Source organism: Arthrobacter sp. DualSoilB13 (genome assembly GCF_055389195.1).
The window spans coordinates 3,998,676-4,024,510 of the sequence record NZ_AP035865.1 but is presented as its reverse complement, the minus strand read 5'-3'; the positions used below and the strand labels follow the sequence as shown (position 1 = coordinate 4,024,510).

The following is a 25,835-nucleotide window of genomic DNA, read 5'->3' as shown; positions in this document are numbered from 1 at the left end:
CTTTCAACGAAGAGAGAATCCCATGAGCAACTTCACCGGCCCCATCCCCACACCGTCGGTCCCCGCGCCGGACATTGTCCGCTGCGCCTACCTGGAACTCGTGGTCACTGACCTCGAGAAGTCCCGCGCGTTCTACGTGGACCTCCTGGGCCTGCACGTCACCGAAGAGGACGAGAACACCATCTACTTGCGCTCCTTCGAGGAGTTCATCCACCACAACCTGGTCCTTCGCAAGGGCCCCGTCGCCGCCGCTGCAGCGTTCGCGTACCGGGTGAAGTCCCCGGCCGAGGTGGACGCCGCCGAGGCATACTACCGCGAGCTGGGCTGCCGGGTGGAACGCCGCAAGGAAGGCTTCACCAAGGGCGTGGGCGACTCCGTCCGCGTGGAGGACCCGCTGGGTTTCCCGTACGAGTTCTTCTACGACGTGGAGCACGTGGAACGCCTCACCCAGCGCTACGACCTCTACTCCGCCGGTGAACTGGTCCGCTTGGACCACTTCAATCAGGTCACCCCGGACGTTCCGCGCGGCCGGGCCTATCTCGAGGATCTGGGCTTCCGCGTCTCTGAGGACATCAAAGATTCCGACGGCGTCACGTACGCCGCCTGGATGCACCGCAAGCAGACCGTGCACGACACCGCCCTGACCGGCGGCAACGGACCCCGCCTGCACCACATCGCGTTCTCCACGCACGAGAAACACAACATCATCCAGATCTGCGACAAGATGGGCGCCTTGCGCATCTCTGACAGGATCGAACGCGGCCCCGGGCGCCACGGCGTGTCCAACGCGTTCTACCTCTACATCCTGGACCCGGACGGCCACCGCGTGGAGATCTACACCCAGGACTACTACACCGGAGACCCGGACAACCCCACCGTCACGTGGGACGTCCACGACAACCAGCGCCGTGACTGGTGGGGGAACCCCGTGGTCCCGTCCTGGTACACGGAGGCCTCCCCGGTCCTGGACCTCGACGGAAACCCGCAGCCCATTATTGAACGCGAAGACAAGTCCGAAATGGCCGTCACCGTGGGCGCCGATGGCTTCTCCTACACCCGCGCCGACGCTGCCTCCGGCGAAGCTGCCGAGGGCTTCAAACTGGGAGCGCAGGTCTAAACCATGATGGACGCGAAGACGATCGAAGCCATTGCCGACGAGCTCCTCGAAGCCGGCCGTTCCCGTACGCCGGTTCCGCGGTTGACTGCCCGCTACCCCGATATGACGGTGGAGGACTCCTACGCCGTTCAGCAGCTCTGGATGCGGCGGAACGAAGAAGCAGGCCGCACGTTGGTGGGGCGGAAGATCGGCCTCACGTCCAAAGCCATGCAGGCCGCCACGGGCATCACCGAGCCTGATTACGGTGCCATTTTCGATGACATGGTCCTGGAAACCGGCTGCTCAGTGGAGTGGGACCAGTACACGCATCCGCGGGTTGAGGTGGAGTTGGCGTTTGTCCTCAAAGACGCGCTCAAAGGACCTGGCTGCACCATTTTCGACGTCCTCAACGCCACCGACTACGTGGTCCCGGCCCTCGAGATCCTGGACTCCAGGATCGAAATGGAGGGCCGGACCATCGTGGACACCATCTCGGACAACGCTGCGATGGGCGCCATGGTGGTGGGCGGCCGCCCGGTGCGGCCCGACGCCGTCGACCTCCGCTGGGTCTCCGCCATTCTGTACAAAAACCAGACCGTGGAAGAGACCGGAGTGGCCGCTGGAGTGCTCGATCACCCGGCCAACGGGGTCCACTGGCTGGCCAACAAAATTGCCGCGCACGGTGACTCGATGAAAGCCGGAGATATCATCCTGGCGGGCTCGTTTACACGTCCCCTATGGGTGTACAAAGGTGATACCGTGCACGCGGACTACGGACCGTTGGGAGTTGTGACATGTCACTTCAGCTGAGCCCCACCTTCTATTCGGCCCTCTCCGAAGCCGGCCGCCCGCTGGCCGGCATGTGGGTCTGTTCCGGCAGTCCGCTCGTGGCGGAGATCTGCGCGGGCTCCGGTTTGGACTGGCTGCTGATCGACGCCGAGCATAGCCCCAACGGGCTCGAATCCATCCTTGCGCAGCTCCACGCCGTCAGCGGGTACCCGCCGCAGGTCATGGTCAGGCCACCCGTCAACGACACCGTGATCATCAAGCAATACCTGGACCTCGGTGTGCAGAACCTGCTGATCCCCATGGTGAACTCGGCCTTCGAGGCAGCCACCGCAGTGGCCGCGGTAAGGTACCCGCCACTCGGGGTGCGGGGAGTCGGCTCGGCTCTGGCCCGCGCATCACGCTGGAACCGGGTCCCGGACTACTTGGCCAACGCCTCCGAGTCCATCAGCCTCACTGTCCAGATCGAATCCGAGGCTGCGGCGTCGGCCGTCGAGGAGATTCTGGCCGTCGACGGTGTTGACGGAATCTTCCTGGGCCCCTCGGACCTAGCAGCCTCCATGGGCTTGCTGGGACAGCAGGAAAATCCCCTGGTGAGGGCCGTCGTCGAGCATTGCCTTGAAGCCGCAAAAGCGGCAAGTAAGCCCGCCGGCGTGAACGCCTTCAACGAATCAACCGCCCGGGCCTATCTCGACGCCGGTGCCTCCTTTGTGCTGGTCGGCGCCGATGTTGCGGTGCTGGCCCGCGCGTCTGAGGGGTTCGCCTCAACGTTCATCCCCGTGTCCGAGACCGCGGAGCGCGACAGCTACTGACTCAGTTGGGTGCGGGCGGGGTGGGCTTCCGCGCCATGTACCACTCGGTGAATTCGCGGGCGCGTCCGTCCTCGGCGAAGCGGATGACCCACAGGTTGTCGTAGGTGGGATCCCCGTTCAGGTACGTGGTCAGGCCTTGGACGAAAGCCGTGTCGCCGTCCTGGCCCAGAAGGTTCCACTCGAACGTCCAGTCCTCGGGCTTGTCGCCGGCGTCAGCCCACGCTTTGACGATCTCTTCGTGGCCCTTCCATGGTTTGTCCGTGTTGGGTTTGTCGTAGTAGACGGCATCCTCGGTGAAGAGTGCCCGGACGTCCTCGGGCTCATTCGAGGTCCACGCGCGTTCGTACTTGTCCATCCAGGAGTTCACGTCGTTGGTCATCTACCCGTTCTACCCTCCGGGGCCGGTGGGTTCAACGGTGAGGGCCAGGGAACTCAGGCCGGCCGGGCGATCCCCCGCGTTGACCGGCGGATGTGGTCCGGAGTGAGGCCGGTCAGTGAGGCGAGCTCCAGGTCGTCGCAGACTCGATTGCGGAGGGCCATCACAATGAGGGCCTCGCGTCGTTCGGTGATCTGGTCCCGATGACATTCGGCGGCCCTGAGTTCGTCGCTCTTCTGCTTTAAGTCGGACAAGTGTACGTTGCGGGGGATCCCGCTCGGGTGGAGATCGTCATAAGCCAAAGCGATGGTTCGGACCGCCTTCATGTTCTCCCCTGTAGCCGCCGAAACAGTGGCGATGGTGAGCCCATCCTCAATGGCCTGCGCAATCAGCTCGTTCCTGGCAGCGGCCAGGGTACGAATGGCGCTCGTTGCGTGGGACAGCAGCTGCCGATGCGCTCCGAGGGCATGCACCAACTTGGCGTGATCACTGTGATCCGTGGTCTGCGGACGCTGGGCCTTGGCCCGGTAGGTGTACCGTCCGGTGGCTGACCTGGCTTGGTGCGAAACTGCGGGCCCTGACTCTTGTTGGGTTGTCATTGGCTCCCTTTCAGTTTCGGAACAGCACTTCTGACCCCTCGAATCTAGGCAGTGTTCACCGGTCCAAGGAAATACCAATACCGCGTGAACCCATAAGCAAAGTGCATGGAAGAGGTGCCTCAGGGTGCGTTCATACGCATTCTGTGCGCCGAATGGGTTCTGAAACCCCATAAAGAGACCCGCGTCATAAGAGCCCCTTATAGATCCACGCACATTAGGTCTTATCCACAGGCCGCGCGAATCCTTAGTCTCGAAAAAGGGGATGCGCGAATCCGTGCGTCCTGAGTCCCACATTCCTGGAGGAGACATGTCGCACTACCTGCCGGCGTCGAGGGTCACCCGCATCAAGTCCTCAGCGAGCGTCGCCGCGGCCGCCCGTGTCCGCGAACTCAAAGCCGAAGGCATCCCGATCATCGACCTGACGGTCGGCGAGCCGGACTTCGATACCCCGGACCACATCAAGGCAGCCGCCATCGACGCGATCAACAATGGAGAGACCAAGTACACCTCCGTGACCGGTACGCCGGAGCTGCAGACCGCCATCCTGCGGAAGATCGAGGGCCACACCGGTCACCACTATGAGCGGAACCGGCTGACCATTGGCGGCGGGGCCAAGCAGGTCCTGTACGTCGCACTGATGGCATCGCTCAATGAGGGCGACGAGGTGATTGTTCCCGCGCCATACTGGGTTTCCTACCCGGACATGGTCCTTGCCAACGACGGCACCCCGGTGATCGTCGCCTGCGGGGAAGACACAGGCTTTAAGCTCACTCCGGCCGCGCTGGCGAAGGCCATCACCCCCAAGACCAAGTGGCTCATCCTCAACGCCCCGTCCAACCCGACCGGTGCCGTCTACACCCGCGAGGAACTGCAGGCACTCGGCGCGGTCCTCGAAGAAAACCCGCACGTCTTCATCCTCACCGATGAGATTTACGACGAAATCCACTTTGGCGACGGCCGCGTGACCAGCCTGGTCACCGCCGCCCCGGCGCTCAAAGACCGCATCCTGCTGGTCAACGGTGTTTCCAAGGCGTACGCAATGACCGGCTGGCGACTCGGGTACGGTGTGGGACCGGCGCCCCTGATTGCGGCCATGAACAAGCTGCAGTCCCAGACGTCGTCGTGCCCGTCGTCCATCAGCCAAGCCGCCGCGGTGGCGGCGCTGAACGGCGACCAATCGTTCGTCCGCGACAGCGTGGAGGTGTACCGCAAGCGCCGGGACGCCGCCGTCGAGGGCCTCAACGCCATCAACGGGCTGTCCGTTGCGCCGGCGGAAGGCGCCTTCTACGCGTACGTGAACTGCAGTGGAGTGATCGGCAAGACTACCCAGTCCGGGTCCGTCATCGAGAACGACCAGGACTTCACCCTGTACCTGTTGGACACCGCCCGCGTGGCTGTCATCCAGGGTTCGGCCTACGGACTCGGCCCGTACTTCCGGATCTCCTTTGCCACCTCGCTGGAGACCATCAACGCGGGCGTGGACTCCATCCGCGATGCCGTCAACGCCCTCAACTAGAAGGAACCCGAAAATGATCCACGTCAAGACCAAATTCGAGCGCCCCGACGCAGACGTCGTCAGCCGCCTCGCGGCCTTTTCCTCAGCAACGATCCACGAAGCCCAAGGCCGCCGCGGCGCTCTGAGCTCCAAGATCAAGCCGATCGACCGCTCCATGTCCTTCTGCGGCCCGGCCGTGACTGTCGCCTGCGCTCCGCAGGACAACCTCATGCTCCAAGTTGCCATTCACTATGCGCAGGCCGGCGACGTGGTCTTGGTCGGCGCGCAGGAAATGGCTGAAGCCGGCACGTTCGGCGATGTCCTGGGCAACGCCATGAAAGCCAAGGGCATTGCCGGGATGGTCACCGACTCCGGCGTCCGCGACACCCAGGACCTGATCGAACTCGGCCTGCCCGTCTTCTCCGGCAGCGTCAGCATCAAGGGCACGGTCAAGGAAACCCTCGGGCCCATCAACCACCCCATCGTTTTCGGCGACGAAATCATCTATCCGGGCGACATCCTCCGCGGCGACGCTGACGGTGTTGTGGTGGTCCGCCGCGAGGAAGCCGAGGAAGTCATCGCCCTGTCCCAGGCGCGCGACGACCACGAGCGCGAACTCATCAAGCTGTACCACGACGGCGGCAACACCATCGAGCTGTGCGGCCTCACGGAGAAGCTCAAGGAAAAGGGCCTCCTGGTCGAAGACTGATCGCTGTTCCGGGGGCCGGTCGCACGTCTTGGAAAGACGCTGCGGCCGGCCCCTTTGGTGTGCTGTTTTGACGGCAGACCGTCTGCGTTCAGGCACAGAAAAGGCGCCCTGCGGTGGCAGGACGCCTTGGATGGTGCAGCTGAGAAGGTGATGCACGACGACGGGTGGCCGGGTTGTGTGGCTGCGCCTGCCGGGGCTATTGGCTCAGTCCAGTCCGGAGTGTCCTGGACGGGTGTCCACCAAGTGCCATTCGATGCTGTTTCCTGCGTGCGTGGGCATCAGGCTTCCTTCAAAGACGAACAGCGGCTCGCCGATCCCTCCGATTGGACGCCAAAAACCATTCCGCGGGCAATGGAATCCGGTCCGTGCGCTGACTGTTCCGCGGGTTGGATTCGATACCCATCCGGCTGTGCTGATCTTTTTCACCGTTGTTTCCTTTGAGCGTGCCCGCGGAATCCGTGAGCTGGTTTCGAATTGTTTGCTAATTCGATACTAGGAAATTAAAACGGTCTTGAATAAGACCAAAGCCGTCTGTCCGGATAAGGCTTTGTTATGGATGGGCCGGCAGTTGCACGGGGTCTGTCCCGTACTTGTTGATCAGTTGTTGATGCAGCATCTCTTTGACCACCAGCAACACGGCAGAGGCGGCCTCGGACAGGGGCTCGTGGTCCGGGGTGCAGAGGGCGATCTTGCTCTGCAGGCCGGGTTCCACGATCCGCAGCACCTTGAAGTCCTGGTCCGGGAAGAGCGCATCCGCGGCAGACTTGGGCAATACCGTGCCGCCGAGGTTGGCGCGGATGAGCCGGGTGAGGGAGGGGACGGATTCCACTTCGCCCACCAGCTTCAAGGGTAGATCTTGTTCTGCCAGGCCTTTCTCTATGAGCTGGCGCAGGGTGTGGTTCTTTTCCGGGAGGAACAGTCCCACGGTGCTGGCTTCGGCAAGGGTGATGGTGTCCTTGCCGTGGTTGATGTCCACATCAGGGTGCACTACCAGGTGAAGGTCTTCCACAATCATGGTGGTGAATTGAACCCCCCGGATCTTCCCGGGCTCGTAGATCAGTGCCATGTCCAAGCGGCCGTTCTTGATGGCCTCACTCAAAACGCCGCCGAAGATCTCCGTCAGATGGACCACGATGTCCGGGTAGCGCCGCCCGACTTCGCTGATGATCTGGGGCGTCAGGCTGGAGGCCATGCTGTACGGGGCGATCGCAATGGAGACGCGGCCTGAGGGTGCCGCTCCGGAGGAGGCGACGTCCTGCCTGGCCTGCTCCACAAGCCGCAGGATCGACTGCGCGTGGCGGTAAAGCGTGTGCCCGGCCGCGGTGGGTTCCACGCCTTGTTTGCTACGGATCAGCAGGCGCTGCTTGAGGTCGTTCTCCAGCGCCGATACCTGCTGGCTCAAGGCCGGCTGGGCCACGTGCAGAGCGGCCGCCGCTTTGGTGATGCTGCCTGAGTCAACGATCTGCACGAAGTATGAGAGCTTGCGCGTATCCATCGGTCTGCCTTCCTGGAGAGCCACGTCCCCGGGTGGCATGCGTTAGGGGAATTCTATCCGGGCACCTGTGGGACCCAAGCCACAGTACAGGGTGGTGCAGGTCATAACGGAGAGCTATCACGGGATAGCTATTAGGTCTTTGTGCAACGAGGTTGGCGGGTGCGAGACTTTTGGAAAGAACTTCAGCCGACGCTTTGGGATTCCAACAGCGTTTGGCATTTACCGGAAATTCAACTCAATACTCTGAGGATAATTTGTGAATTCCCGGAATCCGAAGGCAAACCATGGAAAGAGAACCACGTGAACCCGACAATTGATCTTGTAGCGGATCTTGGAGAGGGATTTGGCGCCTATACCATTGGCGACGATTCCGAACTCCTGGACATCGTTTCAAGCGCCAATATCGCGTGCGGGTTCCATGCCGGTGACCCGGACATCATGGCTGCCACTGTTGCTGAATGCGTTCGCCTCGGAGTAGGCATCGGGGCTCATCCGAGCTTCCCGGACCTGCGTGGCTTCGGTCGACGCGACATGGGCCTCACTGCCACCGAAGTTCAAAACGATGTCCTGTACCAACTGGGCGCCCTGAACGGTTTCGCGTCTTTCCACGGCACCAAGGTCACGCACCTCGCTCCGCACGGCCGGCTCGGCAACCTCGTCGCTGTCCGCGCCGACTACGCCCAAGCTGTGGCTGAGGCCGCGGCCCGCGTGGACAACGAGCTGATCGTGGTGGCCCAGGAAGGCGAACTGGCCGTTGCTGCACGCAATGCCGGGTTGGACGTTGCCATCGTTGGCATCGTGGACCGGGCCTACCAGGAAGACGGCACGTTGGTTCCCCGCAGCCAGTCCGGTGCTGTGCTGCATGATCCCGCAGAGATCGTGGACCGCACGCTTCGTATGGTGATTGACGGCCGGATCCGCTGCGCCAACGGCGTGGACATGGACATCGACGTCAACACCGTCCTCCTTCACGGAGACAACCCCGGCGCTGTTGAGCTGGCGCGCCGAATCCGCTCCGAACTCATCTCCGCCGGTGTCACCATCGCACCGCTGGCCGAGGTCATGGATGCCAAGAGGAAGGCGGCCTGACATGTCCGTTCTTGCAGCGGCCCCTACCGAGATCTACGAATCCGGAGACTCCGCACTGCGTGTTGTCGCGATCTCCGAAGCTAGCGAACACAACTGGCTGACCGTCCACGGTCTGGCCGATTGGCTGGAAAACTGCGGCGCCGAAGGGCTGCATGGCGCAGTTCCCACCTATGACTCCGTGCTGGTTGAGTTTGATCCCATCCTCGTTTCTGCCCGCCAGGTGCGGGCGTTCGTCAAGCTGGGCCTCCTGGAACTCGGACGCTCCGCCGGGTCTTCGACCGCCCCGCGGGAGTTCGACGTTCCCGTGGTTTACGGAGGGGAATTCGGCCCGGACTTGGAGCGCGTCGCCCAGCACCAGGGAATCTCCGTGGACGAGGTCATCCGCCTCCACACCGACAAGACCTACACCGTTCGCTGCCTGGGTGCGCCTGCAGGCTCGCCCATGATGGACGGCCCAGCATTCCCCAAGCCCGTGCCGCGGCTCAAGGACCCCCGGCTCAGCGTCCCCGCTGGAGCCGTGGCAGTTGCGGGTCGCCAGGCGGTCATCGCTCCGGCGGTGGCTCCGGGAGGCTGGTGTGTCATTGGACAGACCCCGTTGTCGGTCCTGAACATCCGCCGCGAACCGTTGGTGCCTTACAAACCCGGCGACATCCTGCGGTTCCGGCAGATACGGGCCGAGGATTTCAACGACTTCGTGGGCATGGAGCTGGAACCGATGGAATTGGAGCCCCTGCCGTGAGCGGCGAGATCCTGATCCAGCAGCCCGGCAGCTCCGTCGTCACAGACCTCGGCAGGACCCGCGGCCCCCGCTTCGGCCTTCCCGTCAACGGCGCACTGGACCAGTACTCGGCCCGTGCCGCCAACATCCTGGCAGGCAACCTGGACAACCACCCCCTGGTGGAGATCACGGCTCTCGACTTCCGGATGAAAGCCACCACAGACATCCTGATCGCCGTCACCGGCGCTCCGCTCACCCTCACGGTTGGTGGCCGCCCGTCCAGCCAGTGGGAACCCGTCTCGGTCCGTGCAGGTGAAACAGTGTCCATCCGCGGAATCCACAGCGGCCTCCGCGCGTACCTGGCGATCCACGGCTCCATCGAGGCAGAAACCCTACTGGGCAGTGTAGCTCCGGACACCGTGGTGGGCTTCGGACTGCAACTCAAGGAAGGCACCCGCCTCCTGACCCGCAGGAGCGTTGGCCCCGTTCGTCAGCCGTACTTTGATCTTCCGCTCTTCCGGCTGGGCCTTGACCGGCCCCGCATGGACTCAGACTTGTTGGTCGATGTGACCGACGGGCCGGACGTCGCCGAGTTCGGCGCATCCGGTGAACTGCTCTTTACCTCGGAATACGCCGTCAGCGGCCGCAGCAACCACATCGGTTTGCGGCTCGGCGGGGAACTTCCGGAAAGAACCTCAAGCGGCGAAGTCCTTTCCCGCGGAGTGCCAGTGGGCGCCGTCGAGGTTCCTTCAAGGGAAGAGCTGCTGGTACTGCACCGGGGACGTGGCGTCACCGCCGGTTATCCCGTCCTCGCAGTAGTCACCAGCACCGGACTGGATGTCCTGGCCCAAGCAAGGCCAGGGGACAAAGTCCGTTTTCGGAAAACCACAGTGGCAGAAGCAACTGCCGCCCACAGGCGCTCGCGGGCCCACCTTGAAACCCTCCGCGAATCCGTCAACACCGTCTTCGGACTCCTCGGCATCGGATGCCGTCCCCAGTGGCAGGACCTACCAGTTGCGGCATGCAGCTAATAACCCTGTCGTCAGACCAGTAGGCGTTGCTACGCTCATCTCAGTAAGGAAAAGTCATGACCGCAAGCACCAACGCTGCGCCAGTGCAGCATGAGCGGCTCACCAGCCGCCAAACCCGCAAGGTTGTCACCGCAGGTTGTGTTGGCATCTTCGTGGAACTGTACGACAACGGCATTTTCGCCTTCATGGCGGGAACGCTGGCGCTCGTCTTCCTGGCCCCGGGCAACCCGGACAACGCACTGCTCTTCGTGTTCGCCGGCTACGCGGTCTCGTTCTTCGTTCGTCCGCTCGGCGCTGTGGTGTGCGGCTACCTCGGAGACCGGATCGGCAGGCAAAAGCTACTGGTCTTTGTCATCCTCCTGATCAGTGTTGCCACCGCCGGCATTGGCCTGCTTCCCCCTTATGCGGCCATCGGCGTCGCGGCCCCCATCCTGCTGGTCCTCCTGCGACTTCTCCAGGGCTTCTCCGTGGGTGGTGAAGCTGCCGGCGCCATGACCTTCCTCGCCGAGCACGCCCCTGAAGGCAAGCGCGGCATCATCACCTCCTACGCACAGATCGCCTCTTTCGCAGCACTGCTCACCGGTACTTTGGTGGCCTACTCCATGTCGCCGTGGCTCACCCAGGCAGCGATCGACGGCGGCGGCTTCGGTTCGTTCGCATGGCGCATCCCGTTCCTGGTGGCCATCCCCATGGGCATTATCGGCTGGTACATCCGCAAGGCCATCAGCGATACCCCCAACTTCGAGAAGCTGAAGGAAGAGGGCGGCCTCTCCAAGAACCCGCTCAAGGAAGCTTTCCAGTCCAAAGAACACCGCCGTGCCATGCTCCTGGCCCTCTTCATCCCGCTGATGAACGGCTCCGGCTACTACGTTCTGTTCTCCTACATGCCCACGTTCCTCAAGGGCAAGCAGCTGAACTTCACCATCGGCGAAGCCCTCCTGGTCACCGCGTGCAGCCTGGTGGTCATCTGCATCGCCATCCCGTTCATGGGAGCCCTGTCCGACCGCGTCGGTCGCAAGAAGGTCATCGCCGGTTCCGCGATCGCCATGGCAGTCCTCGGCATTCCGTCCTACGCCCTGATTGCCACCGGTCAAATGGGCTTGGCCATCCTGGGCGCCTGCATCATGGCCATCGTCTTTGCCGGGCACACCGCAGTCATCCACATTCTGATCGTTGAACTGTTCCCCACCCGTGTCCGCTACTCCGCTTACGGCCTCGGCTACAACATCTCCTCGGCCCTCTTCGGCGGCACCGCCCCGCTGCTCATGACCTGGCTCATCGGCAGCACCGGCAACATCTACATGCCGGCCTTCTACGCAGTCATCACGGCGCTCGGCACGCTCATCGCGGTCAGCACGGTCAAGGACCGCGCCCACGAGCCATTGCGCGACGCCTAGCCTTCACCAATTTCCGGCAAGTGCGCCGGGTTTCACAGCCCGGCGCACTCTGCCCACCGATTCCCCACCTTTGGAGAACACCATGTCTTTTTCTGACTACACCACCGCCCTCGTCACCGGAGCGTCAACCGGTATGGGTGCAGCCATTGCCGAGCGCCTCGCCAAGCGCGGACTGACAGTTCACGCCGTGGCGCGCAACGAGGAACGCCTTGCCGAGTTGGCCGACCGAACCGGAGCCATCCCGCACGTAGTGGACCTGACCGACACAGCCGCGTTGGCCGCCGTCGTGAATGACCTCAAGGTGGACGTCCTGGTGAACTGCGCCGGGGTTTCCCGGCCGGGCAACATCCTGGACTCGTCCGAAGAGGATATTGACGAGCTGGTGGACGTGAACCTCCGCGGCCTGCTGCAGCTCACCCGACTGGTCCTGCCGGGCATGGTGGAGCGCGACCTGGGCCATGTCATCAACATCAGCTCGATCGCAGGCGTCTACAACTTCTACGGCCACACGGTTTACCACGCCACCAAAGCAGCCGTGCACCAGATCTCCCGCCAGCTCCGGAACGACACCGTCGGCAAGCGCATCCGTGTCACCGAAATCTGCCCGGGCCGCGTGGAAACCGAGATCTTTGGACGCAATATGGGCGGCACTCCGGAGGCCATGGAAGAGGCCTGGCAGACCTACTACGAGGGCTACGAGTCGCTGACCACGGACGACATCGTCAATGCCTTGGACTACGCCATCGAAACGCCGCGTCACGTGAACGTGGGCATGCTCGAACTCATGCCGACGTTCCAAGTCCCCGGCGGGCTAACGTTCGACCGGCGCTAACGCGCCCCACAAGTTCCGGTGGCACACACTCCCGTCACCGGATATATAGGCTGGCGGCCGCGTTAATCGCGGCCGCCAGCACCCCGTATAAGGATGTTTACTACTCGAAAGCCACAGTCGATGAGAAGGGCACTGTGCCTCGCTGACCGGAAAGACTGGGATGCCGAGGACTTCGATAACCTCGACGAACACTGGCAGGAGCCACGTAGGCAGCAGTTGGTCTGCCTGGCATGCGGGGGAAAGGCAATGTTCCGCTCGGCAGGGGCTGGCCGGAAGGCGACCTTCAGTGCACGGCATACCGCCGACTGCTGCCTGAACTCCCGCACATGGACCGTTTTCCGGTACCTGCAGTGATGTTCCGTTACCTGCAGTGATAAAGCGCCCGACGGCGCGTGGTTCAGTCTTCGTCGAGCGTTTCCGTCAGGTGGTGCGTGGGGATGCGGTCGCGGTCATACGTGATTTCCGTGTAGCCGTGCGGTTGCGGGCGGCCATCGGGCCCAAGATTCACGAAGACGATTTCCTCGATGGTCAGGATTGCTTCGCGGGTGATCATATTGCGGACCTCGGCGCGCATGGTCAAGGACGTGCGGCCGAAGCGCTTCGCGGTCAACCCCATCTCCACCAGATCACCCTGGACCGCGGAACTGACGAAGTTGATCTCGGATATGTACTTGGTGACGGCGCGGCCATTGCCCAATTGGAGAATGGCGTAGATCGCGGCCTCTTCATCGATCCACTTCAGCAGGCTGCCACCAAAGAGTGTGCCGTTGGCATTGAGGTCCTCGGGCCGCACCCATTTGCGGGTGCGGAAGGTGATGTCTGCTTTTTCCATAATCCGAGATTATCGAACTGGCGCAACCTTCGCTTGATATTGTGCCTGAACTCTCAGCCGTCCCCTCCGTTAGGCCATCGCCGTGTGGGAGGCGCTGTGTGAGTCGATTCGCTTCGAATAGCAATACGACCCGCTGGCACCGACGTACGGGCCGAAGTTCGGCACGGCGGCAAAGCCTGCGCTCTCGTAGAAGCTTCTGCCGTCCGATTGCGCTGATCCTGCCTCAGCTGCGATCACCGTGAACCCGTGGGAATGAGCCTGTGCCTCGAGCGCGGCGAGAATGGAGCTCGCCACTCCGGAGCCGCGGGCATACGGGACCACATAGAGCCGCTTGATCTCGGCGGTGTTCTCATCCAGCATTCTCAAACCGCCGCATCCCAGAGGCTGGCCCGAGCATTTTTCGTAAGCCACCACAAAAACTGCTGTGTCTGCTTCCGTTGGCGGTGGCCCAGGCTCATGGTCCGTGGTGCCGAACCTCGCGTCGAGTTCTGCCTGCTGTGCGGCGCGGAGGTCTGCGCCCACGGGATTCGCCCAAGTTACCTGCCGGATGTTGAGCCGTGGGTTTGTCTGCATCTGTGCCTCTTTTCGCCGGGGTTCGGGGAGGTGTCTATGCGTACTAAGCCTAGGGAGCTGCGGTTACCGCGGTGTTTCCTGCGCGTAAGGGGTGGGAGAATTGCGGGACTTTCTTGCGTTGTGAGGCCCGCTCTGCGCCCTTATGGGTGGTTTTACCGAGCAGAGCAGGCCCCGCAGCGTGCAGAGTAGGGCCCGCAGCGTGCAGAGCAGGCCCCGCAGCGTGCAAGGCGGCCGGTGCGCCGGCACGGGCTGTACGGAATCAGGGGTGAAGTGCCTCGCCCGTCGGGTCCTCCGCGGTGTGGTCTGCCAGCGCCGTGCCTCCGCCAGGGATTTGGTCCCAATGAAGCACCCGCCATCCGCTTTCCGGGTCCCCTTCCAACGCAACGATCCCAGTGTTGGGGAGTTGATGCGTTTCGGCGAACACGGTGTCGATGTCTGTCGCCCGACGGCCCGCCCAGCAACGGATAGCAGCACCGTGGCTGACGATTGCCGCCGTCGAATGTCCTGCGGCCGCAACCTGCTGGACTGAAGCGTCAAATCTGGCAAAGAAGTCGTGTCCGTCAGAAGCCCCGGGCATGCGCACATCCAAGTGGCCATCCGTCCACGCAAAGACGGTGCTCATGTAACGGCGGTGAGATTCGTGGTCGGTCTTCTTTTCAAGTGAGCCCGCCTCGATCTCATGGACTCCGTCCAGGATTGCCGGCTCCAATCCGATAGCTTTCGCCAGGGGAGCGACGGTCCGCTGAGTGCGCAGCAGGGTGGAGGTGTACAGGGCTTCGATTGCTTCATGGGCCAGAGCCTTCGGCAGGGCGGACGCCTGGCGCTCACCGAGCTTGGTCAGCCCGGGGCCCGGGAACGCAGTGTCCAACTGGCCTGCGACGTTGCCGGGTGTCTGTCCGTGCCTGATCAACAGGAGCTTCATGGGTGCTCCGCTCCTTCCGATGTAACAGTTTCGGCCTTGCTCGCCTCCCGCGCTCCTGCCCGGTTACTCCCAGCCAACCAGCCGGCTGAGCACCGGAATAGCCCGACACGCCGTGTCTCAGGGCCCCCGCTGAGCTGCTGGTAGCAGCAACCGGGATGGAACGCGCTTCTGTTCACCAGCCTAATCGCCGATCGCTGGATAAGCCGACGGCGGGCCGAGGCACCCAGCCCCGGCCCGCCGTCGTCGAGCGTTCTGTACTACAACAGATGATCCTTACTGAAGGTGGTCCACCAGTTTGTCCGCGATGCCCGTGTACTTGCCCGGGGTCAGCGCGAGCAGGCGGGCTTCGGCGTCAGCGGAGAGGCCGAGACCCTGCACGAATTCCTGCATGCGGGCGCCGTCCACACGCTGTCCGCGGGTAAGGTCCTTGAGGCGCTCGTAAGGGTTTTCCATGCCTTCGACGCCGGCAATTGCCTCGGCCCGCATGACCATCTGAATGGCTTCGCCAAGGACTTCCCAGTTGGTGTCGAGATCGCCCGCGAGGACCTCTTCTGCGACGTCGAGGGCCTTCAAACCCTTGGCCACATTGGAGATGGCGAGCAACGAGTGGCCGAATGCGACGCCGATGTTCCGCTGCGACGAGGAGTCCGTAAGGTCGCGCTGCCAGCGGGAGGTCACCAGGGTGGCCCCCAAAGTGTCCAAGAGCCCGTTGGAGATTTCCAGGTTGGCTTCGGCGTTCTCGAAGCGGATCGGGTTCACCTTGTGCGGCATGGTGGAGGAGCCGGTGGCCCCGGCAACCGGAATCTGACGGAAGTAGCCGATGGAGATGTAGCTCCAGATGTCCGTGCAAACGTTGTGCAGGATGCGGTTGAAGCGCGCGATGTCCGCGTACAGCTCAGCCTGCCAGTCGTGGCTCTCGATCTGCGTCGTGAGCGGGTTCCACGTGAGGCCCAGGCCTTCCACGAACGTCTTGGCGACCGCTTCCCAGTCAGCGCTGGGAACTGAAGCCACGTGGGCTGCGTACGTTCCGGTGGCGCCGTTGATCTTGCCGAGGTACTCAGTCTTGGCGATGCGCGCCAACTGGCGGTTCAAACGGTGAGCAATGACAGCAAGTTCCTTGCCCAAGGTGGTGGGCGTGGCTGGCTGGCCGTGGGTGCGGGACAGCATGGGCACGGAGCGGTTTGCCTCGGCCATGGCCTCGATCTGCTTCACCAGGGCGGTGGCGTTGGGCAGCCACACATCCTCCACCGCACCCTTGATTCCCACAGCGTAGGAAAGGTTGTTGATGTCCTCGGACGTGCAACCGAAGTGCACCATGGCGGTGAGGTTCTCGATGCCGATTGCCCCTAGGCGGCGGCCGATGTAGTACTCAACAGCTTTGACGTCGTGGACGGTGACGGCTTCTATTTCCGCGAGTTCGTTGACGGACGCAGCGTTGAATTCGGTAACGATGGCACGCAACTGGGCCACCTGCTGGTCAGACAGAGGCCCGGCGCCGGGCAGAACGGACTGGCTGGTCAGGTGGATGAGCCACTCGACTTCGACGTGAACGCGATCGCGGTTAAGCGCGGCCTCGGACAAGTAATCCACGAGGGGCGCGACGGCGGCACGGTAGCGCCCGTCGAGGGCGCCAAGGGCGAGGGGTTCGGAAGCGAGAGACACGCGGAGGGATTCAGCCATGATGCCTATTCTTTCATGTTCCGCGAGGGGTCATGCAGACCATGACGAGGCTATGTGGACGGCCGTTCAGGTTATCCACATAAGCGACAAAGCAACTTCCGGTGGGTTCTGCTGCTCCGTAGCGTCGACCTTATCGATCAGCAGAACAATCAATGGAGTACACAGACAATGAGCGTCGGCTTGATGCCTGCACCCAACCCGCCCACATTTGATCCCTTGCAGTGCGCTTCCCGAAGCCATGAAGTACAGAGGTTGGCCTGGCGAATGCAATCGTGCGTGGACCAAGTGGACGTGGTCCTTGCGTCGCTGCGCAGAGCCCAGGTAGACGACTGGCTTTCCCCTGCCGGGCGGGCATACAGGACAACCCTTGCCTTGCATGCTTCAGCGCTGATGCGAGCACGTGAGTCTCTGGAGGCCGCAGTGGCGGTGGTGCTCAGGCACTCTCAGAACGTCTCCGTCTCCAGCGAACGGGGGCCGTAATGGCAGATTCAGCTCCCGTCGGGGCCGGCGCAGCGCCGCAGCCCACCCCTCCGGCCAACGATGGAATCCTCAGTATCAGGGGAGGTGTGGGCGGAATGTCTTTTCAGCTCGAAGAACTCCTCCGCGGCGCGGGAACGCTCGATGGACTGGTTCAACAACTAGTGGGTATAGAAAACGAGGCCCGCCAGGTCCAAGACGGCCTGGAACCCTTTCTGTACGACTCCTATGAAACAGGCTGCAAAGCCCTTAATGCAGTGGCCGAGAGCCGCAAGGAAGTGGGAAGAGTCCGGCAGGAACTGGTGGAGGTCAGCGCAAGTGTGCGGGCAAGCCACCGGGATTATGTGGAAGGGGAAGCCAAAAACGTCCTGCCGCTGCTCCCGAACCTTAGCGAGATAAAGCCGGCCTGGCCGCCTACCCGGGATATGAGCAACTATCTGGCCTCAGGTCTTCTTCCATTCTGGACGACTCCAGGGGGCGTCGTTCACCAGATCCTTGAGGTGCCCCGGCTTTCGGACATGCGACCAAGACCCGTCAGCATCGAAAAGATGGACGAATCGGTCGAGGATATGGAACCGTCCATGGCGGAAAGCCTTCGTCGTCTCGAGAGACTCCATGCCCGCAACGACGGTGAGATTGAGATTATCTGCCTCGACAACAGCGGCTCGCCTTCTTGGATGGTACTGATCCCGGGCACCCAACCTCATTCACCCAGCTCCAACCCCTTCGACACGCAGGGAATTGGCGAAGCACTGGGATACGACTCTGAAGAAGTTGTCTCTGCCGTTGGCCAGGCACTCCGTGAAGCCGGAGCTGAGGCGGGCGATCAAGTGGTGGCAGTAGGACATAGCCAAGGAGGTCTCCACGCCATGAATCTCAGCCAAAACAGGGCGTTCCTCGAAGAATTCGACCTTAAGTATGTGCTCACGGCCGGATCTCCCGTGGGAGGCATCACCCCCGAGCCCGGTATCAGCTCACTGCATTTGGAACATACCCAAGACTGGGTTCCTGGAGCCGAAGGCCGAGTTAACGTCGACACAAAAGACCGGGTGACGGTGACGCTGACAAATGAGGTCAAAACTCCGGACGGGCAGGATCCCGGCATCGGCCCCGGACATTCCCAGGAGAACTATGCTGCAGGAGCTGCGCTGGTGACCGCGAGCCATGACGAGTCACTGGCAGCCTCGACTGCAGCGTTTGTTGGTGTTGTGGGCGTGGGCGGCGTTGCCAAGGTGACTCGGTTCAAGCTGGAAAGAGCTCCGCTTCCGGTCCAACCGCCGTCTCCACACCCTCCCTCGCCACCTACCATCCAGAAGACTAAGCAGGGAGCTGCAACAAGGTAGGGCTCGTACGGACGTGTCCGGATGGGGAAGTGTTAGCGCTTCTTGGCACCCGGAATAAGGCCCGCCACCATGGAAATGATGCTGATGATGATGGAGGCAAGGATTGCTGTCCAGAAGAAGGAGTCAATAGTGAGGTGCACGGGCGTGAAGGTACTCAGCCATGCCGTCAGGTACAGCATGGCTGCATTGATCACGATAGTGAACAGACCCAGCGTCAGGATGGTCACCGGAAGGGACAACAGCCTGACCAAGGGGCGGACGAAGGCGTTCACCACTCCGAAGATCAGGCCGATGAACAGGTACGCCAGGATGATGCCGGCGGTGTCTGCGCCCTGGGTGAGTCCGGCGTTGGCCGCGGCCGATTCCGTGGCGCTGGTGGAGATGTCCATGCCTTGCAGGAGCCAGGTTGCAACCCACAAGGCAAGCCCGTTGATCAAGACACGAATGATGAATGAACCCATGGACCCATGCTTTCACACGCTGCTGTTAAAGAGCTCGGTGTCAGCCATGGGTGGGCAAGTAGGCTTGAAGCCATGACTACTACTGACAACGTACCGGAGGGCGTAATCCCTCGTCCGGTCGTGGACAGGCTCCCCAAATATGCAGCTGGTAAACCACCTGCTGCGATTGCGGGCCTCACCAGCTATAAATTGTCGTCCAACGAAAACCCTCTGCCTCCGATTCCTGCAGTGTTGCAGGCAATCGCAGATCAGACCGATATCAATCGCTATCCGGACCCGCTGGCCACAAAGCTGCGTAACGCCTTGGCTGACTTCCTTGATGTTCCGGCTGACGATGTTGTCACGGGCGCCGGCAGCCTGGGGGCACTGAACCAAATCCTGGGCACCTTTGCAGGGCAGAATGACGACGGTAAGCAGGACGAGGTGATTTACGCCTGGCGCTCCTTCGAGGCGTACCCCATCTGCGTCGGCCTCGCCGGGGCAGCAAGTGTCCAAATTCCGCTGCTGCCAGACGGGCGCCACGACCTCCAAACCATGGCTGCCGCAGTAACCGTCCGCACCAAGGTCATCCTCCTGTGTACGCCGAACAACCCTACTGGTCCCATCCTTACGGCCGAGGAAACGGAACGCTTCATCCAGGCGGTGCCGCCCAATGTGGTGGTTGTCATCGATGAGGCGTACCAGGAGTTCGTCCGGGATGCGGAGGCTGTGGACGGCATCAAGCTCTACCGTAAATACCCCAATGTGGTGGTTCTGAGGACCTTCTCCAAAGCGCACGGACTGGCTGGCCTGCGCGTTGGCTACAGTGTCTCCGGTCCCTTGCTGACCCAGCATCTCCGGGTGACGGCCACTCCGTTCGCCGTTTCCCAGATTGCGGAGCGAGCTGCCGTTACGTCCATCGAGAATTTCGATCAGGTTGTGGAAAGGGTACAAAGCCTGGTGGATGAACGGGATCGCGTGACGGCTGGCCTGAGGGAACTCGGTTGGTTTGTTCCAGAGGCTCAAGGCAACTTTGTTTGGTTGAATCTTGGGGAGCACAGCGCGGAGTTTGCTGCTTTGGCGGCGGAACAGGCCCTGTCAGTCCGTGCCTTTGGAAACGAGGGTGTACGAGTCAGCATTGGCGAGGTGGAAGCCAACACCCGCTTCTTGGATCTCTGTGCAGGTTATACAAAGGCTCCGCAAGGTTCCTAGCGGTTAACAAATGCGCCAACGCTACTTACTGCCGATAAAGTAAGGGACGAAAGCCAAAGTATATGCCCGTTCCGGAATGCATTCCGGAACGGGCATATATCCCAGCGACAGACATTGCCCGGCGCCTCGCCACGGCAAGCAAGGAGACGGAATGGGCTCGACACAACTGCCCCCCGGGACGGAAGAAACTCTCGCGGCAACCACCGCGGCAGCAGCCGCGCCAGGCGAACCAGTGGAAATGGTGCAGTTGCTCGGACCTGACGGGACATTGGGATCCGATCCCGTCTTTTCGGACTACGCCAAGCGGATTGACCCCGAGAAACTCCGTGTCTTCTACACAGACATGGCAAGGATCCGACGCTTTGACCAGGAAGCCACGGCACTGCAGCGTCAGGGTGAGCTTGCCTTGTGGGTACCGCTGACCGGTCAGGAGGCCGCGCAGATCGGTTCGGCCCACGCAAGCCAGTCGCAGGACTACATTTTCCCCACCTACCGCGAACACGGCGTCGCCCTGGTCCGCAACGTGGACCTTGCCGAACTACTCAAGCAGTTCCGTGGCGTCTCCAACGGCGGCTGGGATCCCCGGGAGAACAACTTCCACCTGTACACCTTGGTCCTCGCAGCTCAAACACTCCACGCAGTTGGCTATGCCATGGGCATCCAGAGAGACCAGAAGCTCGCTGCGGCTACAGATTCCGCGGACCCCAATGCAGCGGTTATCGCCTACTTCGGTGATGGCGCAAGCTCTGAAGGCGACGTCCACGAGTCCATGGTCTTCGCTGCGTCGTACAACGCTCCTGTGGTGTTTTTCTGCCAGAACAACCACTGGGCCATTTCGGTGCCCACAGAGGTCCAGACCAAGGTTCCGTTGGCCAACCGTGCCAAGGGCTACGGTTTCCCGGGAATCAGGGTGGACGGAAACGATGTCATCGCCGTCCACGCTGTTACCGAGTGGGCTCTCGAGCATGCCCGCGAGGGCCGGGGCCCTGTGCTCATTGAGGCCTACACCTACCGGGTAGGTGCACACACCACTGCCGATGACCCCACGAAGTACCGGGAATCCGCGGAAGAAGCTGCCTGGCGCGAAAAGGATCCGCTGGACCGCTTGGAGAAGTACCTGCGCACCGAAGGCCTGGCGGACGAAGCGTTCTTCGACCAAGTAAAGGCCGACGGCGATGAACTCGCCAAGTACGTCCGCAGCACAACACATGGCCTCGAGGTCCCGGACATCCGCGATGCTTTCGCCAGCGTGTACGCCGAACAACACCCGCTGATTGCGGAAGAACTTGCTTGGTTCGAGGAATACTCGGCCGGCTTTGAGAGCGACCAGGAGGCAGCTAACTGATGGCAACAATGACCATTGCGAAGGCCATCAATGAGGGTCTCCGGGCATCGCTGACGAACAACCCCAAGTCCTTGCTGATGGGCGAGGACATCGGTCACCTGGGCGGTGTTTACCGTGTCACCGATGGCTTGATCAAAGAGTTCGGCGACGAACGCGTCGTGGACACCCCGTTGGCTGAATCGGGCATCGTCGGCACTGCCATTGGCTTGGCGCTGCGCGGATACTCGCCGGTCTGCGAGATCCAGTTCGACGGCTTCGTCTACCCGGCTTTTAACCAGATCACCACCCAGCTGGCCAAGATCCACGCGCGCAGCCTCGGGAAGTTGACCGTTCCTGTGGTCATCCGCATCCCGTACGGCGGCGGCATCGGCTCCATCGAGCATCACTCCGAGTCTCCCGAGGCGCTCTTCGCGCACACTGCCGGCCTACGCATCATTTCGCCTTCAAACGCCCACGATGCGTACTGGATGATCCAGAAGGCCATTGAATGCCAGGACCCCGTGATCTTCTTCGAACCCAAGCGCCGTTACTGGCTCAAGGGTGAGGTTGATGTAGAGGACGCCGGGCTGTCCGAGGACCCCTTTAAAGCCCACGTAGTCCGCGAAGGCACGAATGCAACCATCGTGGCCTATGGCCCGCTGGTGCCAGTGGCTCTGGCGGCGGCGAACGCTGCCACGGAGGACGGGCGGAGCATTGAAGTCATCGATCTCCGTTCCATCTCACCTCTGGACTTCGACACTGTGGAAGCGTCGGTAAAGAAGACTGGCCGGTTGATCGTAGCCCACGAGGCCCCCACGTTCGGTGGCATCGGCGGAGAGATCGCTGCCCGCATCAGTGAACGGGCATTCCTGCACCTGGAGGCACCGGTCATCCGAGTCGGTGGATTCCACATGCCGTACCCCGTCGCCAAGGTGGAAGAGGACTACTTGCCGGACATCGACAAAATCCTTGAGGCGCTCGACCGCTCCTTCTCTTACTAGAACCGCCGGTTCCACCAGGACCGCCTGTTCACCGCCGTCCTACTAACCGCCCTGATCCAGCCCGGCTTCGCTGCCGGGTAACCGGAAAACGAGGACCACTGTGACTGTAAAGAAATTCAACCTGCCGGACGTTGGCGAAGGTCTGACCGAGGCCGAGGTAGTGGCTTGGAAGGTCAAGCCGGGTGACGTCGTTGCCATCAACGACGTCCTGTGCGAGATCGAGACCGCCAAGTCCCTCGTCGAGCTCCCCTCGCCTTTTGCGGGTACTGTCACCGAGCTGCTGGTTGAGGAAGGCATCACGGTTGAGGTGGGCACGGCGATCATCGCTGTATCGGAAGGACAGGACGGGGACGCTGCACCGGTAACGCCGGCTGCTCCGGAGGCCCCCGTCGTCGAGACGCCCCTTTACGGCAAGCTGCCTACCGACGACGGCGATGACAACCGTCCGGCCGGCGGGCCGTTGGTCGGTTCCGGCCCCAAGGCCGACGCCGTCAAGCGACGTGCGCGCAAACGCCCAGCCGGGTCAGTGGTTGAGGCAGCCACCATCGCCGAGAGCGCGGAGGGCACCGTACAGGACCATCAGGCAGCCGTTGAAGCCAAAGCAGCCGAAGCTTCGGTTGCACACCGCACGACGGCGGCCTCCGCCGTGGTCGCGGCAGAATCCCGTACAGCGGAATCCCGTACACCGGAGCCCCGGACGCCGGCCAAACCCGAAGCGCCGCAGGCCGCGGCCTCCCGCGGTGCCGCTATCGGCGGAACCATCAGCGGCTTGGTCAACAAGGTCCTGGCAAAGCCTCCCGTACGCAAATTCGCGCGGGATCTGGGAATCGATCTCGCAGATGTGGTGGCTACCGGCCAACGCGGCGAAGTGACCCGCGAGGACCTGGTGAGCTACCAGGCCCAACGCGACGCCGAGCTTGACCAGGCCGATAGCTTCTGGGGGGCTTCCAAGAAACCGCAGGACCAGCGTGTAGAGCGGATGCCGGTCAAGGGCGTACGCAAGGCGACCGCCAAGGCCATGGTGGATTCGGCTTTCTCGGCTCCGCACGTCAGCATTTTCGTGGATGTGGATGCCAGCCGGACTATGGAGTTCGTCAAGCGGCTAAAGGTCTCCCGCGACTTTGAAGGTATCAAGGTGTCGCCGCTGCTTATCCTGGCCAAAGCAGTGATTTGGGCCGCGGCACGAAACCCCAGCGTCAACGCGACCTGGGTGGACAACGTCGACGGTAAAGGTGGTGCGGAAATCCAGGTGAAGCACTACATGAACCTGGGCATTGCCGCCGCGACTCCTCGGGGCCTCATGGTCCCCAACATCAAGGACGCCCAGGATCTGTCCCTCAAGGAACTGGCCCTGGCCCTTAACGAACTGGCGACCAAAGCGAGGGCAGGGAAGACCCAGCCGGCTGAGATGCAGGGTGGAAGTCTGACCATCACCAACATCGGCGCACTCGGCATTGATACAGGAACTCCCATTATCAACCCCGGCGAAGTAGCCATCATTGCGTTCGGAACCATCAAGCAGAAGCCCTGGGTCCTGGACGGCGAGGTCATTCCCCGCTGGATCACCACGCTCGGGGGTTCCTTCGACCACCGCGTAGTAGACGGTGATTTGTCCGCACGCTTCATGGCGGACGTAGCCTCCATACTCGAAGAACCGGCGCTTCTGCTTGACTGACGAGAAAGCCCGTACCGGAGCCGGGACAACAGCGGGCGCCGGGGCAACACTGGAGGAAACCGGCCACGGACAGCTTCACGTGGTGACTGGGCCGTTGCGCAAGGTGGCCCGCGTGCTGACGGAAGTTTTCCAGCCACCGGTTGTCGTGTTCGTTCTTCTGATGATCAGCCCTGCTACGGAACCCGGGTTCCCAGGGACCATGTGGTTCGGGCTGCTCGCGGCGATGTTCGTCTGCGTCTTGCCCTTGGCCTATGTCCTGGTGATGGTGAAGCTGGGCAGGATCACAGACCACCATGTCAGCGACCGCCGTCAACGGCCCGCGTTGCTTCTGATGACGCTTGTTTCCGTGCTGGTTGGGTTGCTGGTGCTGCACTTGCTTAACGGCCCTGTGGGAGTCACGGTGATGATCATCGCGCTCATAGGGGGCATCGGTGTTCTGGCCGTTGTCAGTGCGTTCTGGAAAATGAGTGGTCACGCCTCGGCCCTGGCGGCCGCAGTGGTGATCGCCATCCTCATGTTTGGGCCGGCTTGGCTCCCTTTGCTGCTCCTCGTGCCGGCTGTTGGCTGGTCACGGCTGGTTTTGCGGGCCCACACCCTAGCGCAGGTCATTGCAGGCTCCTTGTTTGGAGGCATTGTGATCGCCGGCCTGTGGTGGCTGTTGCGGGAGTGGATGCTCTAGCCGCAGCACCTCGTAGCCGCAGCACCTTCAGGCGTGCGGTGCCCTCAACCGTCGAGGGTCACGGCTCCACCGCCCCGCACCACCCGCAGTGGAGCGGGCCGGTCTACTACGAGTTCCGGGATGGAGTTCGCAGCAAATTCGAGCCGATCAGGGGATGATGAACCGGTGAAGCTCCTTACCGCAGCGGATCCAACAAGCTCGGCCCCAGCTGAGCTGGCAAGCCGGAAGCAACGCTCCAACTCGGCATCGGTGGATGCTCCTGTGCGGTACCCCAGCAGGTGTGCGCGATCCAGCATGCTGCCGGTGCCGAACGGTGACCAGGCATCGCGGACTCCGTCTGATCCGACGGCAACCTTGACCCCATGCTTTTCCAAGAGGTCAAGGTCAGGTACGGGGTCTGCTCCCAGGGCGCAGGTAGCCATCCAGATTCCGGCCTCGGCCATGGCGTCCAAGGTAAAGCCCAGGGCGGGTTGTGAGGCATCGCAGAGTGCAAAGCCGTGCCCGCTGGTGACTCTGCCCTGCATGCCTTCGATTACGGTGCGTTTGGCGATGAGACGCAGCTGCGCCAACCCTTCTGCGCCGACGTCGTGCAGGTGGATGTCAAGATCCCTGCCGTGTTTGTTCGCCAGCGCGTAGATGACATCCAGATGTCCATGCAGGTCGCCATCCACTGACTCCGGGTCTATGCCTCCCACAAGGTCAGCCCCGTCCGCCAAGGAGGCCTCCATGAGATCGAGCGTGCCGGGGTTGCTCAGCAGTCCGAACTGCGGGAAGGCGACCACCTGAACGTCCAGGAACGGAGCTAAACGCTCAGCGGCTGCACGGACACCGTGGATGTTCCTGAGGCCAATTTGCGGGGCAACGTCCACGTGGGCCCGCATTGCCATGGTTCCGTTGAGCACAGCATGGCTCATGAGGGCAAAAGCCCGGTCCTCGACGCTGTCTTGGAACTCGAGCTGTGCCTTCAGATCGTTCCCTATGAGATCCGTCAGCGTGTGCGCCGGTGAACGGGATAGCCAGCCGGAGCCCCATGTGGTTTTGTCGGGGTGGATATGCGCGTCAACAAAACCCGGCGTGAACAGCAAACCCCGCCCTGGAGAGGGCTCATCCTTGCTGCCGGTCGATGGCGTTTGTGTCATCATTCGCGTCCTCTCGTTTCCTCATTTAGGTATACCAAAATTCGCTAAAGGAAAGAAGACCGCACCAAAGAGGCTACAAATTTCGCAGAGAAGTCGGTACAGA

26 protein-coding genes are annotated in these 25,835 nt (G+C 62.2%); 16 read left to right on the top strand and 10 right to left on the bottom strand.

Going from position 1 to position 25,835, the window contains the following annotated elements; genetic code table 11:
- Positions 1 to 22 precede the first annotated feature (22 nt).
- Genes hpaD through ACZ5J0_RS18550 form a run of 3 tightly spaced genes read left to right on the top strand, consistent with a single transcriptional unit; the run spans position 23 to position 2,694 of the window.
- Positions 23 to 1,117 (top strand): 3,4-dihydroxyphenylacetate 2,3-dioxygenase, encoded by a 1,095-nt coding sequence (hpaD, locus tag ACZ5J0_RS18560; protein ID WP_166842509.1) that lies wholly within the window; start codon positions 23 to 25, stop codon positions 1,115 to 1,117.
- A 3-nt stretch (positions 1,118 to 1,120) separates the two neighbouring features.
- Entirely contained in the window at positions 1,121 to 1,906 is a 786-nt protein-coding gene (hpaH, locus tag ACZ5J0_RS18555) for a 2-oxo-hept-4-ene-1,7-dioate hydratase (protein ID WP_142937541.1), read from the top strand.
- A complete protein-coding gene (locus ACZ5J0_RS18550) occupies positions 1,891 to 2,694 on the top strand; it encodes an HpcH/HpaI aldolase family protein (RefSeq protein ID WP_464093763.1) in 804 nt (267 codons plus the stop codon). The genes hpaH and ACZ5J0_RS18550 overlap by 16 nt, the downstream gene beginning before the upstream one ends.
- Before the next feature lies 1 nt (position 2,695).
- Here the strand turns inward: ACZ5J0_RS18550 and ACZ5J0_RS18545 are convergent, their stop codons facing one another.
- Both ACZ5J0_RS18545 and ACZ5J0_RS18540 read right to left on the bottom strand, forming a co-directional pair.
- A complete protein-coding gene (locus ACZ5J0_RS18545; protein WP_250821447.1) occupies positions 2,696 to 3,073 on the bottom strand; it encodes a nuclear transport factor 2 family protein in 378 nt (125 codons plus the stop codon).
- Positions 3,074 to 3,126: 53 nt separating this feature from the next.
- Positions 3,127 to 3,669 carry a hypothetical protein gene (locus ACZ5J0_RS18540; protein WP_250821448.1) on the bottom strand — a complete coding sequence of 181 codons (543 nt, stop codon included), beginning with the start codon at positions 3,667 to 3,669 and terminating at the stop codon, positions 3,127 to 3,129.
- Positions 3,670 to 3,976: 307 nt separating this feature from the next.
- Between ACZ5J0_RS18540 and ACZ5J0_RS18535 the strand changes: the two genes are divergently transcribed.
- On the top strand, positions 3,977 to 5,185 hold the full coding sequence (locus ACZ5J0_RS18535) for an aspartate transaminase (protein WP_464093762.1): 1,209 nt from the start codon (positions 3,977 to 3,979) through the stop codon (positions 5,183 to 5,185).
- Between the two features lie 13 nt (positions 5,186 to 5,198).
- The gene (locus ACZ5J0_RS18530) at positions 5,199 to 5,873 is read left to right on the top strand and encodes a 4-carboxy-4-hydroxy-2-oxoadipate aldolase/oxaloacetate decarboxylase (protein WP_024818583.1); all 675 of its coding nucleotides are present in this window, start codon (positions 5,199 to 5,201) and stop codon (positions 5,871 to 5,873) included.
- Positions 5,874 to 6,077: 204 nt separating this feature from the next.
- Here the strand turns inward: ACZ5J0_RS18530 and ACZ5J0_RS18525 are convergent, their stop codons facing one another.
- Both ACZ5J0_RS18525 and ACZ5J0_RS18520 read right to left on the bottom strand, forming a co-directional pair.
- Positions 6,078 to 6,299 carry a hypothetical protein gene (locus tag ACZ5J0_RS18525; RefSeq protein WP_024818582.1) on the bottom strand — a complete coding sequence of 74 codons (222 nt, stop codon included), beginning with the start codon at positions 6,297 to 6,299 and terminating at the stop codon, positions 6,078 to 6,080.
- Positions 6,300 to 6,423: 124 nt separating this feature from the next.
- Positions 6,424 to 7,368, bottom strand: coding sequence for a LysR substrate-binding domain-containing protein (locus tag ACZ5J0_RS18520; protein WP_250821450.1), 945 nt, complete (start codon positions 7,366 to 7,368; stop codon positions 6,424 to 6,426).
- Positions 7,369 to 7,668: 300 nt separating this feature from the next.
- Here ACZ5J0_RS18520 and ACZ5J0_RS18515 point away from each other — a divergent pair, with 300 nt between their 5' ends.
- The 5 genes from ACZ5J0_RS18515 (at position 7,669) to ACZ5J0_RS18495 (ending at position 12,435) form a co-directional block, all read left to right on the top strand.
- Positions 7,669 to 8,457, top strand: coding sequence for a LamB/YcsF family protein (locus tag ACZ5J0_RS18515; RefSeq protein WP_464093761.1), 789 nt, complete (start codon positions 7,669 to 7,671; stop codon positions 8,455 to 8,457).
- A gap of 1 nt (position 8,458) precedes the next feature.
- Positions 8,459 to 9,196, top strand: coding sequence for a 5-oxoprolinase subunit B family protein (locus ACZ5J0_RS18510; RefSeq protein WP_250821452.1), 738 nt, complete (start codon positions 8,459 to 8,461; stop codon positions 9,194 to 9,196).
- Complete coding sequence (locus tag ACZ5J0_RS18505) at positions 9,193 to 10,206, top strand: 5-oxoprolinase subunit C family protein (protein WP_250821453.1); 1,014 nt, start codon at positions 9,193 to 9,195, stop codon at positions 10,204 to 10,206. The genes ACZ5J0_RS18510 and ACZ5J0_RS18505 overlap by 4 nt, the downstream gene beginning before the upstream one ends.
- A gap of 56 nt (positions 10,207 to 10,262) precedes the next feature.
- Positions 10,263 to 11,603, top strand: coding sequence for an MFS transporter (locus ACZ5J0_RS18500; protein WP_105692593.1), 1,341 nt, complete (start codon positions 10,263 to 10,265; stop codon positions 11,601 to 11,603).
- An 82-nt stretch (positions 11,604 to 11,685) separates the two neighbouring features.
- Positions 11,686 to 12,435, top strand: coding sequence for an SDR family oxidoreductase (locus ACZ5J0_RS18495; protein WP_024818576.1), 750 nt, complete (start codon positions 11,686 to 11,688; stop codon positions 12,433 to 12,435).
- Positions 12,436 to 12,832: 397 nt separating this feature from the next.
- On the opposite strand, the gene ACZ5J0_RS18490 is transcribed toward ACZ5J0_RS18495, so the two are convergent.
- The 4 genes from ACZ5J0_RS18490 to purB form a co-directional block, all read right to left on the bottom strand.
- The gene (locus tag ACZ5J0_RS18490; protein ID WP_011776502.1) at positions 12,833 to 13,267 is read right to left on the bottom strand and encodes an acyl-CoA thioesterase; all 435 of its coding nucleotides are present in this window, start codon (positions 13,265 to 13,267) and stop codon (positions 12,833 to 12,835) included.
- A gap of 69 nt (positions 13,268 to 13,336) precedes the next feature.
- Positions 13,337 to 13,840, bottom strand: a complete 504-nt coding sequence (locus tag ACZ5J0_RS18485) for a GNAT family N-acetyltransferase (RefSeq protein ID WP_024818574.1) — start codon at positions 13,838 to 13,840, stop codon at positions 13,337 to 13,339.
- Positions 13,841 to 14,099: 259 nt separating this feature from the next.
- A complete protein-coding gene (locus ACZ5J0_RS18480) occupies positions 14,100 to 14,762 on the bottom strand; it encodes a histidine phosphatase family protein (RefSeq protein WP_223941172.1) in 663 nt (220 codons plus the stop codon).
- Between the two features lie 273 nt (positions 14,763 to 15,035).
- The gene (purB, locus tag ACZ5J0_RS18475) at positions 15,036 to 16,442 is read right to left on the bottom strand and encodes an adenylosuccinate lyase (protein WP_142937547.1); all 1,407 of its coding nucleotides are present in this window, start codon (positions 16,440 to 16,442) and stop codon (positions 15,036 to 15,038) included.
- Between the two features lie 479 nt (positions 16,443 to 16,921).
- Here purB and ACZ5J0_RS18470 point away from each other — a divergent pair, with 479 nt between their 5' ends.
- A complete protein-coding gene (locus ACZ5J0_RS18470) occupies positions 16,922 to 18,262 on the top strand; it encodes an alpha/beta fold hydrolase (protein WP_223941170.1) in 1,341 nt (446 codons plus the stop codon).
- A gap of 32 nt (positions 18,263 to 18,294) precedes the next feature.
- Here ACZ5J0_RS18470 and ACZ5J0_RS18465 read toward each other — a convergent pair whose 3' ends face one another.
- Positions 18,295 to 18,723 carry a phage holin family protein gene (locus tag ACZ5J0_RS18465; protein WP_142937549.1) on the bottom strand — a complete coding sequence of 143 codons (429 nt, stop codon included), beginning with the start codon at positions 18,721 to 18,723 and terminating at the stop codon, positions 18,295 to 18,297.
- Positions 18,724 to 18,795: 72 nt separating this feature from the next.
- On the opposite strand from ACZ5J0_RS18465, the gene ACZ5J0_RS18460 reads away from it, so the two are divergent.
- From ACZ5J0_RS18460 to ACZ5J0_RS18440, 5 genes are all read left to right on the top strand, one after another.
- Positions 18,796 to 19,914 carry a histidinol-phosphate transaminase gene (locus ACZ5J0_RS18460; RefSeq protein WP_223941169.1) on the top strand — a complete coding sequence of 373 codons (1,119 nt, stop codon included), beginning with the start codon at positions 18,796 to 18,798 and terminating at the stop codon, positions 19,912 to 19,914.
- 151 nt (positions 19,915 to 20,065) lie between these two features.
- Positions 20,066 to 21,259, top strand: a complete 1,194-nt coding sequence (pdhA, locus tag ACZ5J0_RS18455; protein ID WP_142937551.1) for a pyruvate dehydrogenase (acetyl-transferring) E1 component subunit alpha — start codon at positions 20,066 to 20,068, stop codon at positions 21,257 to 21,259.
- A complete protein-coding gene (locus tag ACZ5J0_RS18450; protein WP_142937552.1) occupies positions 21,259 to 22,239 on the top strand; it encodes an alpha-ketoacid dehydrogenase subunit beta in 981 nt (326 codons plus the stop codon). The genes pdhA and ACZ5J0_RS18450 overlap by 1 nt, the downstream gene beginning before the upstream one ends.
- A gap of 100 nt (positions 22,240 to 22,339) precedes the next feature.
- Entirely contained in the window at positions 22,340 to 23,914 is a 1,575-nt protein-coding gene (locus tag ACZ5J0_RS18445; RefSeq protein ID WP_166842504.1) for a dihydrolipoamide acetyltransferase family protein, read from the top strand.
- Positions 23,915 to 23,996: 82 nt separating this feature from the next.
- A complete protein-coding gene (locus tag ACZ5J0_RS18440; protein ID WP_464094750.1) occupies positions 23,997 to 24,593 on the top strand; it encodes a phosphatase PAP2 family protein in 597 nt (198 codons plus the stop codon).
- A 44-nt stretch (positions 24,594 to 24,637) separates the two neighbouring features.
- Here ACZ5J0_RS18440 and ACZ5J0_RS18435 read toward each other — a convergent pair whose 3' ends face one another.
- Positions 24,638 to 25,735, bottom strand: coding sequence for an amidohydrolase family protein (locus ACZ5J0_RS18435; protein ID WP_464093760.1), 1,098 nt, complete (start codon positions 25,733 to 25,735; stop codon positions 24,638 to 24,640).
- Positions 25,736 to 25,835 lie beyond the last annotated feature (100 nt).

Bases quoted from the DNA above. Each gene is read 5' to 3' on its own strand.
- hpaD (WP_166842509.1), top strand. From the start codon at position 23: ATGAGCAACTTCACCGGCCCCATCCCCACACCGTCGGTCCCCGCGCCG.
- hpaH (WP_142937541.1), top strand. From the start codon at position 1,121: ATGATGGACGCGAAGACGATCGAAGCCATTGCCGACGAGCTCCTCGAA.
- ACZ5J0_RS18550 (WP_464093763.1), top strand. From the start codon at position 1,891: ATGTCACTTCAGCTGAGCCCCACCTTCTATTCGGCCCTCTCCGAAGCC.
- ACZ5J0_RS18545 (WP_250821447.1), bottom strand. From the start codon at position 3,073: ATGACCAACGACGTGAACTCCTGGATGGACAAGTACGAACGCGCGTGG.
- ACZ5J0_RS18540 (WP_250821448.1), bottom strand. From the start codon at position 3,669: ATGACAACCCAACAAGAGTCAGGGCCCGCAGTTTCGCACCAAGCCAGG.
- ACZ5J0_RS18535 (WP_464093762.1), top strand. From the start codon at position 3,977: ATGTCGCACTACCTGCCGGCGTCGAGGGTCACCCGCATCAAGTCCTCA.
- ACZ5J0_RS18530 (WP_024818583.1), top strand. From the start codon at position 5,199: ATGATCCACGTCAAGACCAAATTCGAGCGCCCCGACGCAGACGTCGTC.
- ACZ5J0_RS18520 (WP_250821450.1), bottom strand. From the start codon at position 7,368: ATGGATACGCGCAAGCTCTCATACTTCGTGCAGATCGTTGACTCAGGC.
- ACZ5J0_RS18510 (WP_250821452.1), top strand. From the start codon at position 8,459: ATGTCCGTTCTTGCAGCGGCCCCTACCGAGATCTACGAATCCGGAGAC.
- ACZ5J0_RS18500 (WP_105692593.1), top strand. From the start codon at position 10,263: ATGACCGCAAGCACCAACGCTGCGCCAGTGCAGCATGAGCGGCTCACC.
- ACZ5J0_RS18495 (WP_024818576.1), top strand. From the start codon at position 11,686: ATGTCTTTTTCTGACTACACCACCGCCCTCGTCACCGGAGCGTCAACC.
- ACZ5J0_RS18490 (WP_011776502.1), bottom strand. From the start codon at position 13,267: ATGGAAAAAGCAGACATCACCTTCCGCACCCGCAAATGGGTGCGGCCC.
- ACZ5J0_RS18485 (WP_024818574.1), bottom strand. From the start codon at position 13,840: ATGCAGACAAACCCACGGCTCAACATCCGGCAGGTAACTTGGGCGAAT.
- ACZ5J0_RS18480 (WP_223941172.1), bottom strand. From the start codon at position 14,762: ATGAAGCTCCTGTTGATCAGGCACGGACAGACACCCGGCAACGTCGCA.
- purB (WP_142937547.1), bottom strand. From the start codon at position 16,442: ATGGCTGAATCCCTCCGCGTGTCTCTCGCTTCCGAACCCCTCGCCCTT.
- ACZ5J0_RS18470 (WP_223941170.1), top strand. From the start codon at position 16,922: ATGGCAGATTCAGCTCCCGTCGGGGCCGGCGCAGCGCCGCAGCCCACC.
- ACZ5J0_RS18465 (WP_142937549.1), bottom strand. From the start codon at position 18,723: ATGGGTTCATTCATCATTCGTGTCTTGATCAACGGGCTTGCCTTGTGG.
- ACZ5J0_RS18460 (WP_223941169.1), top strand. From the start codon at position 18,796: ATGACTACTACTGACAACGTACCGGAGGGCGTAATCCCTCGTCCGGTC.
- pdhA (WP_142937551.1), top strand. From the start codon at position 20,066: ATGGGCTCGACACAACTGCCCCCCGGGACGGAAGAAACTCTCGCGGCA.
- ACZ5J0_RS18450 (WP_142937552.1), top strand. From the start codon at position 21,259: ATGGCAACAATGACCATTGCGAAGGCCATCAATGAGGGTCTCCGGGCA.
- ACZ5J0_RS18435 (WP_464093760.1), bottom strand. From the start codon at position 25,735: ATGATGACACAAACGCCATCGACCGGCAGCAAGGATGAGCCCTCTCCA.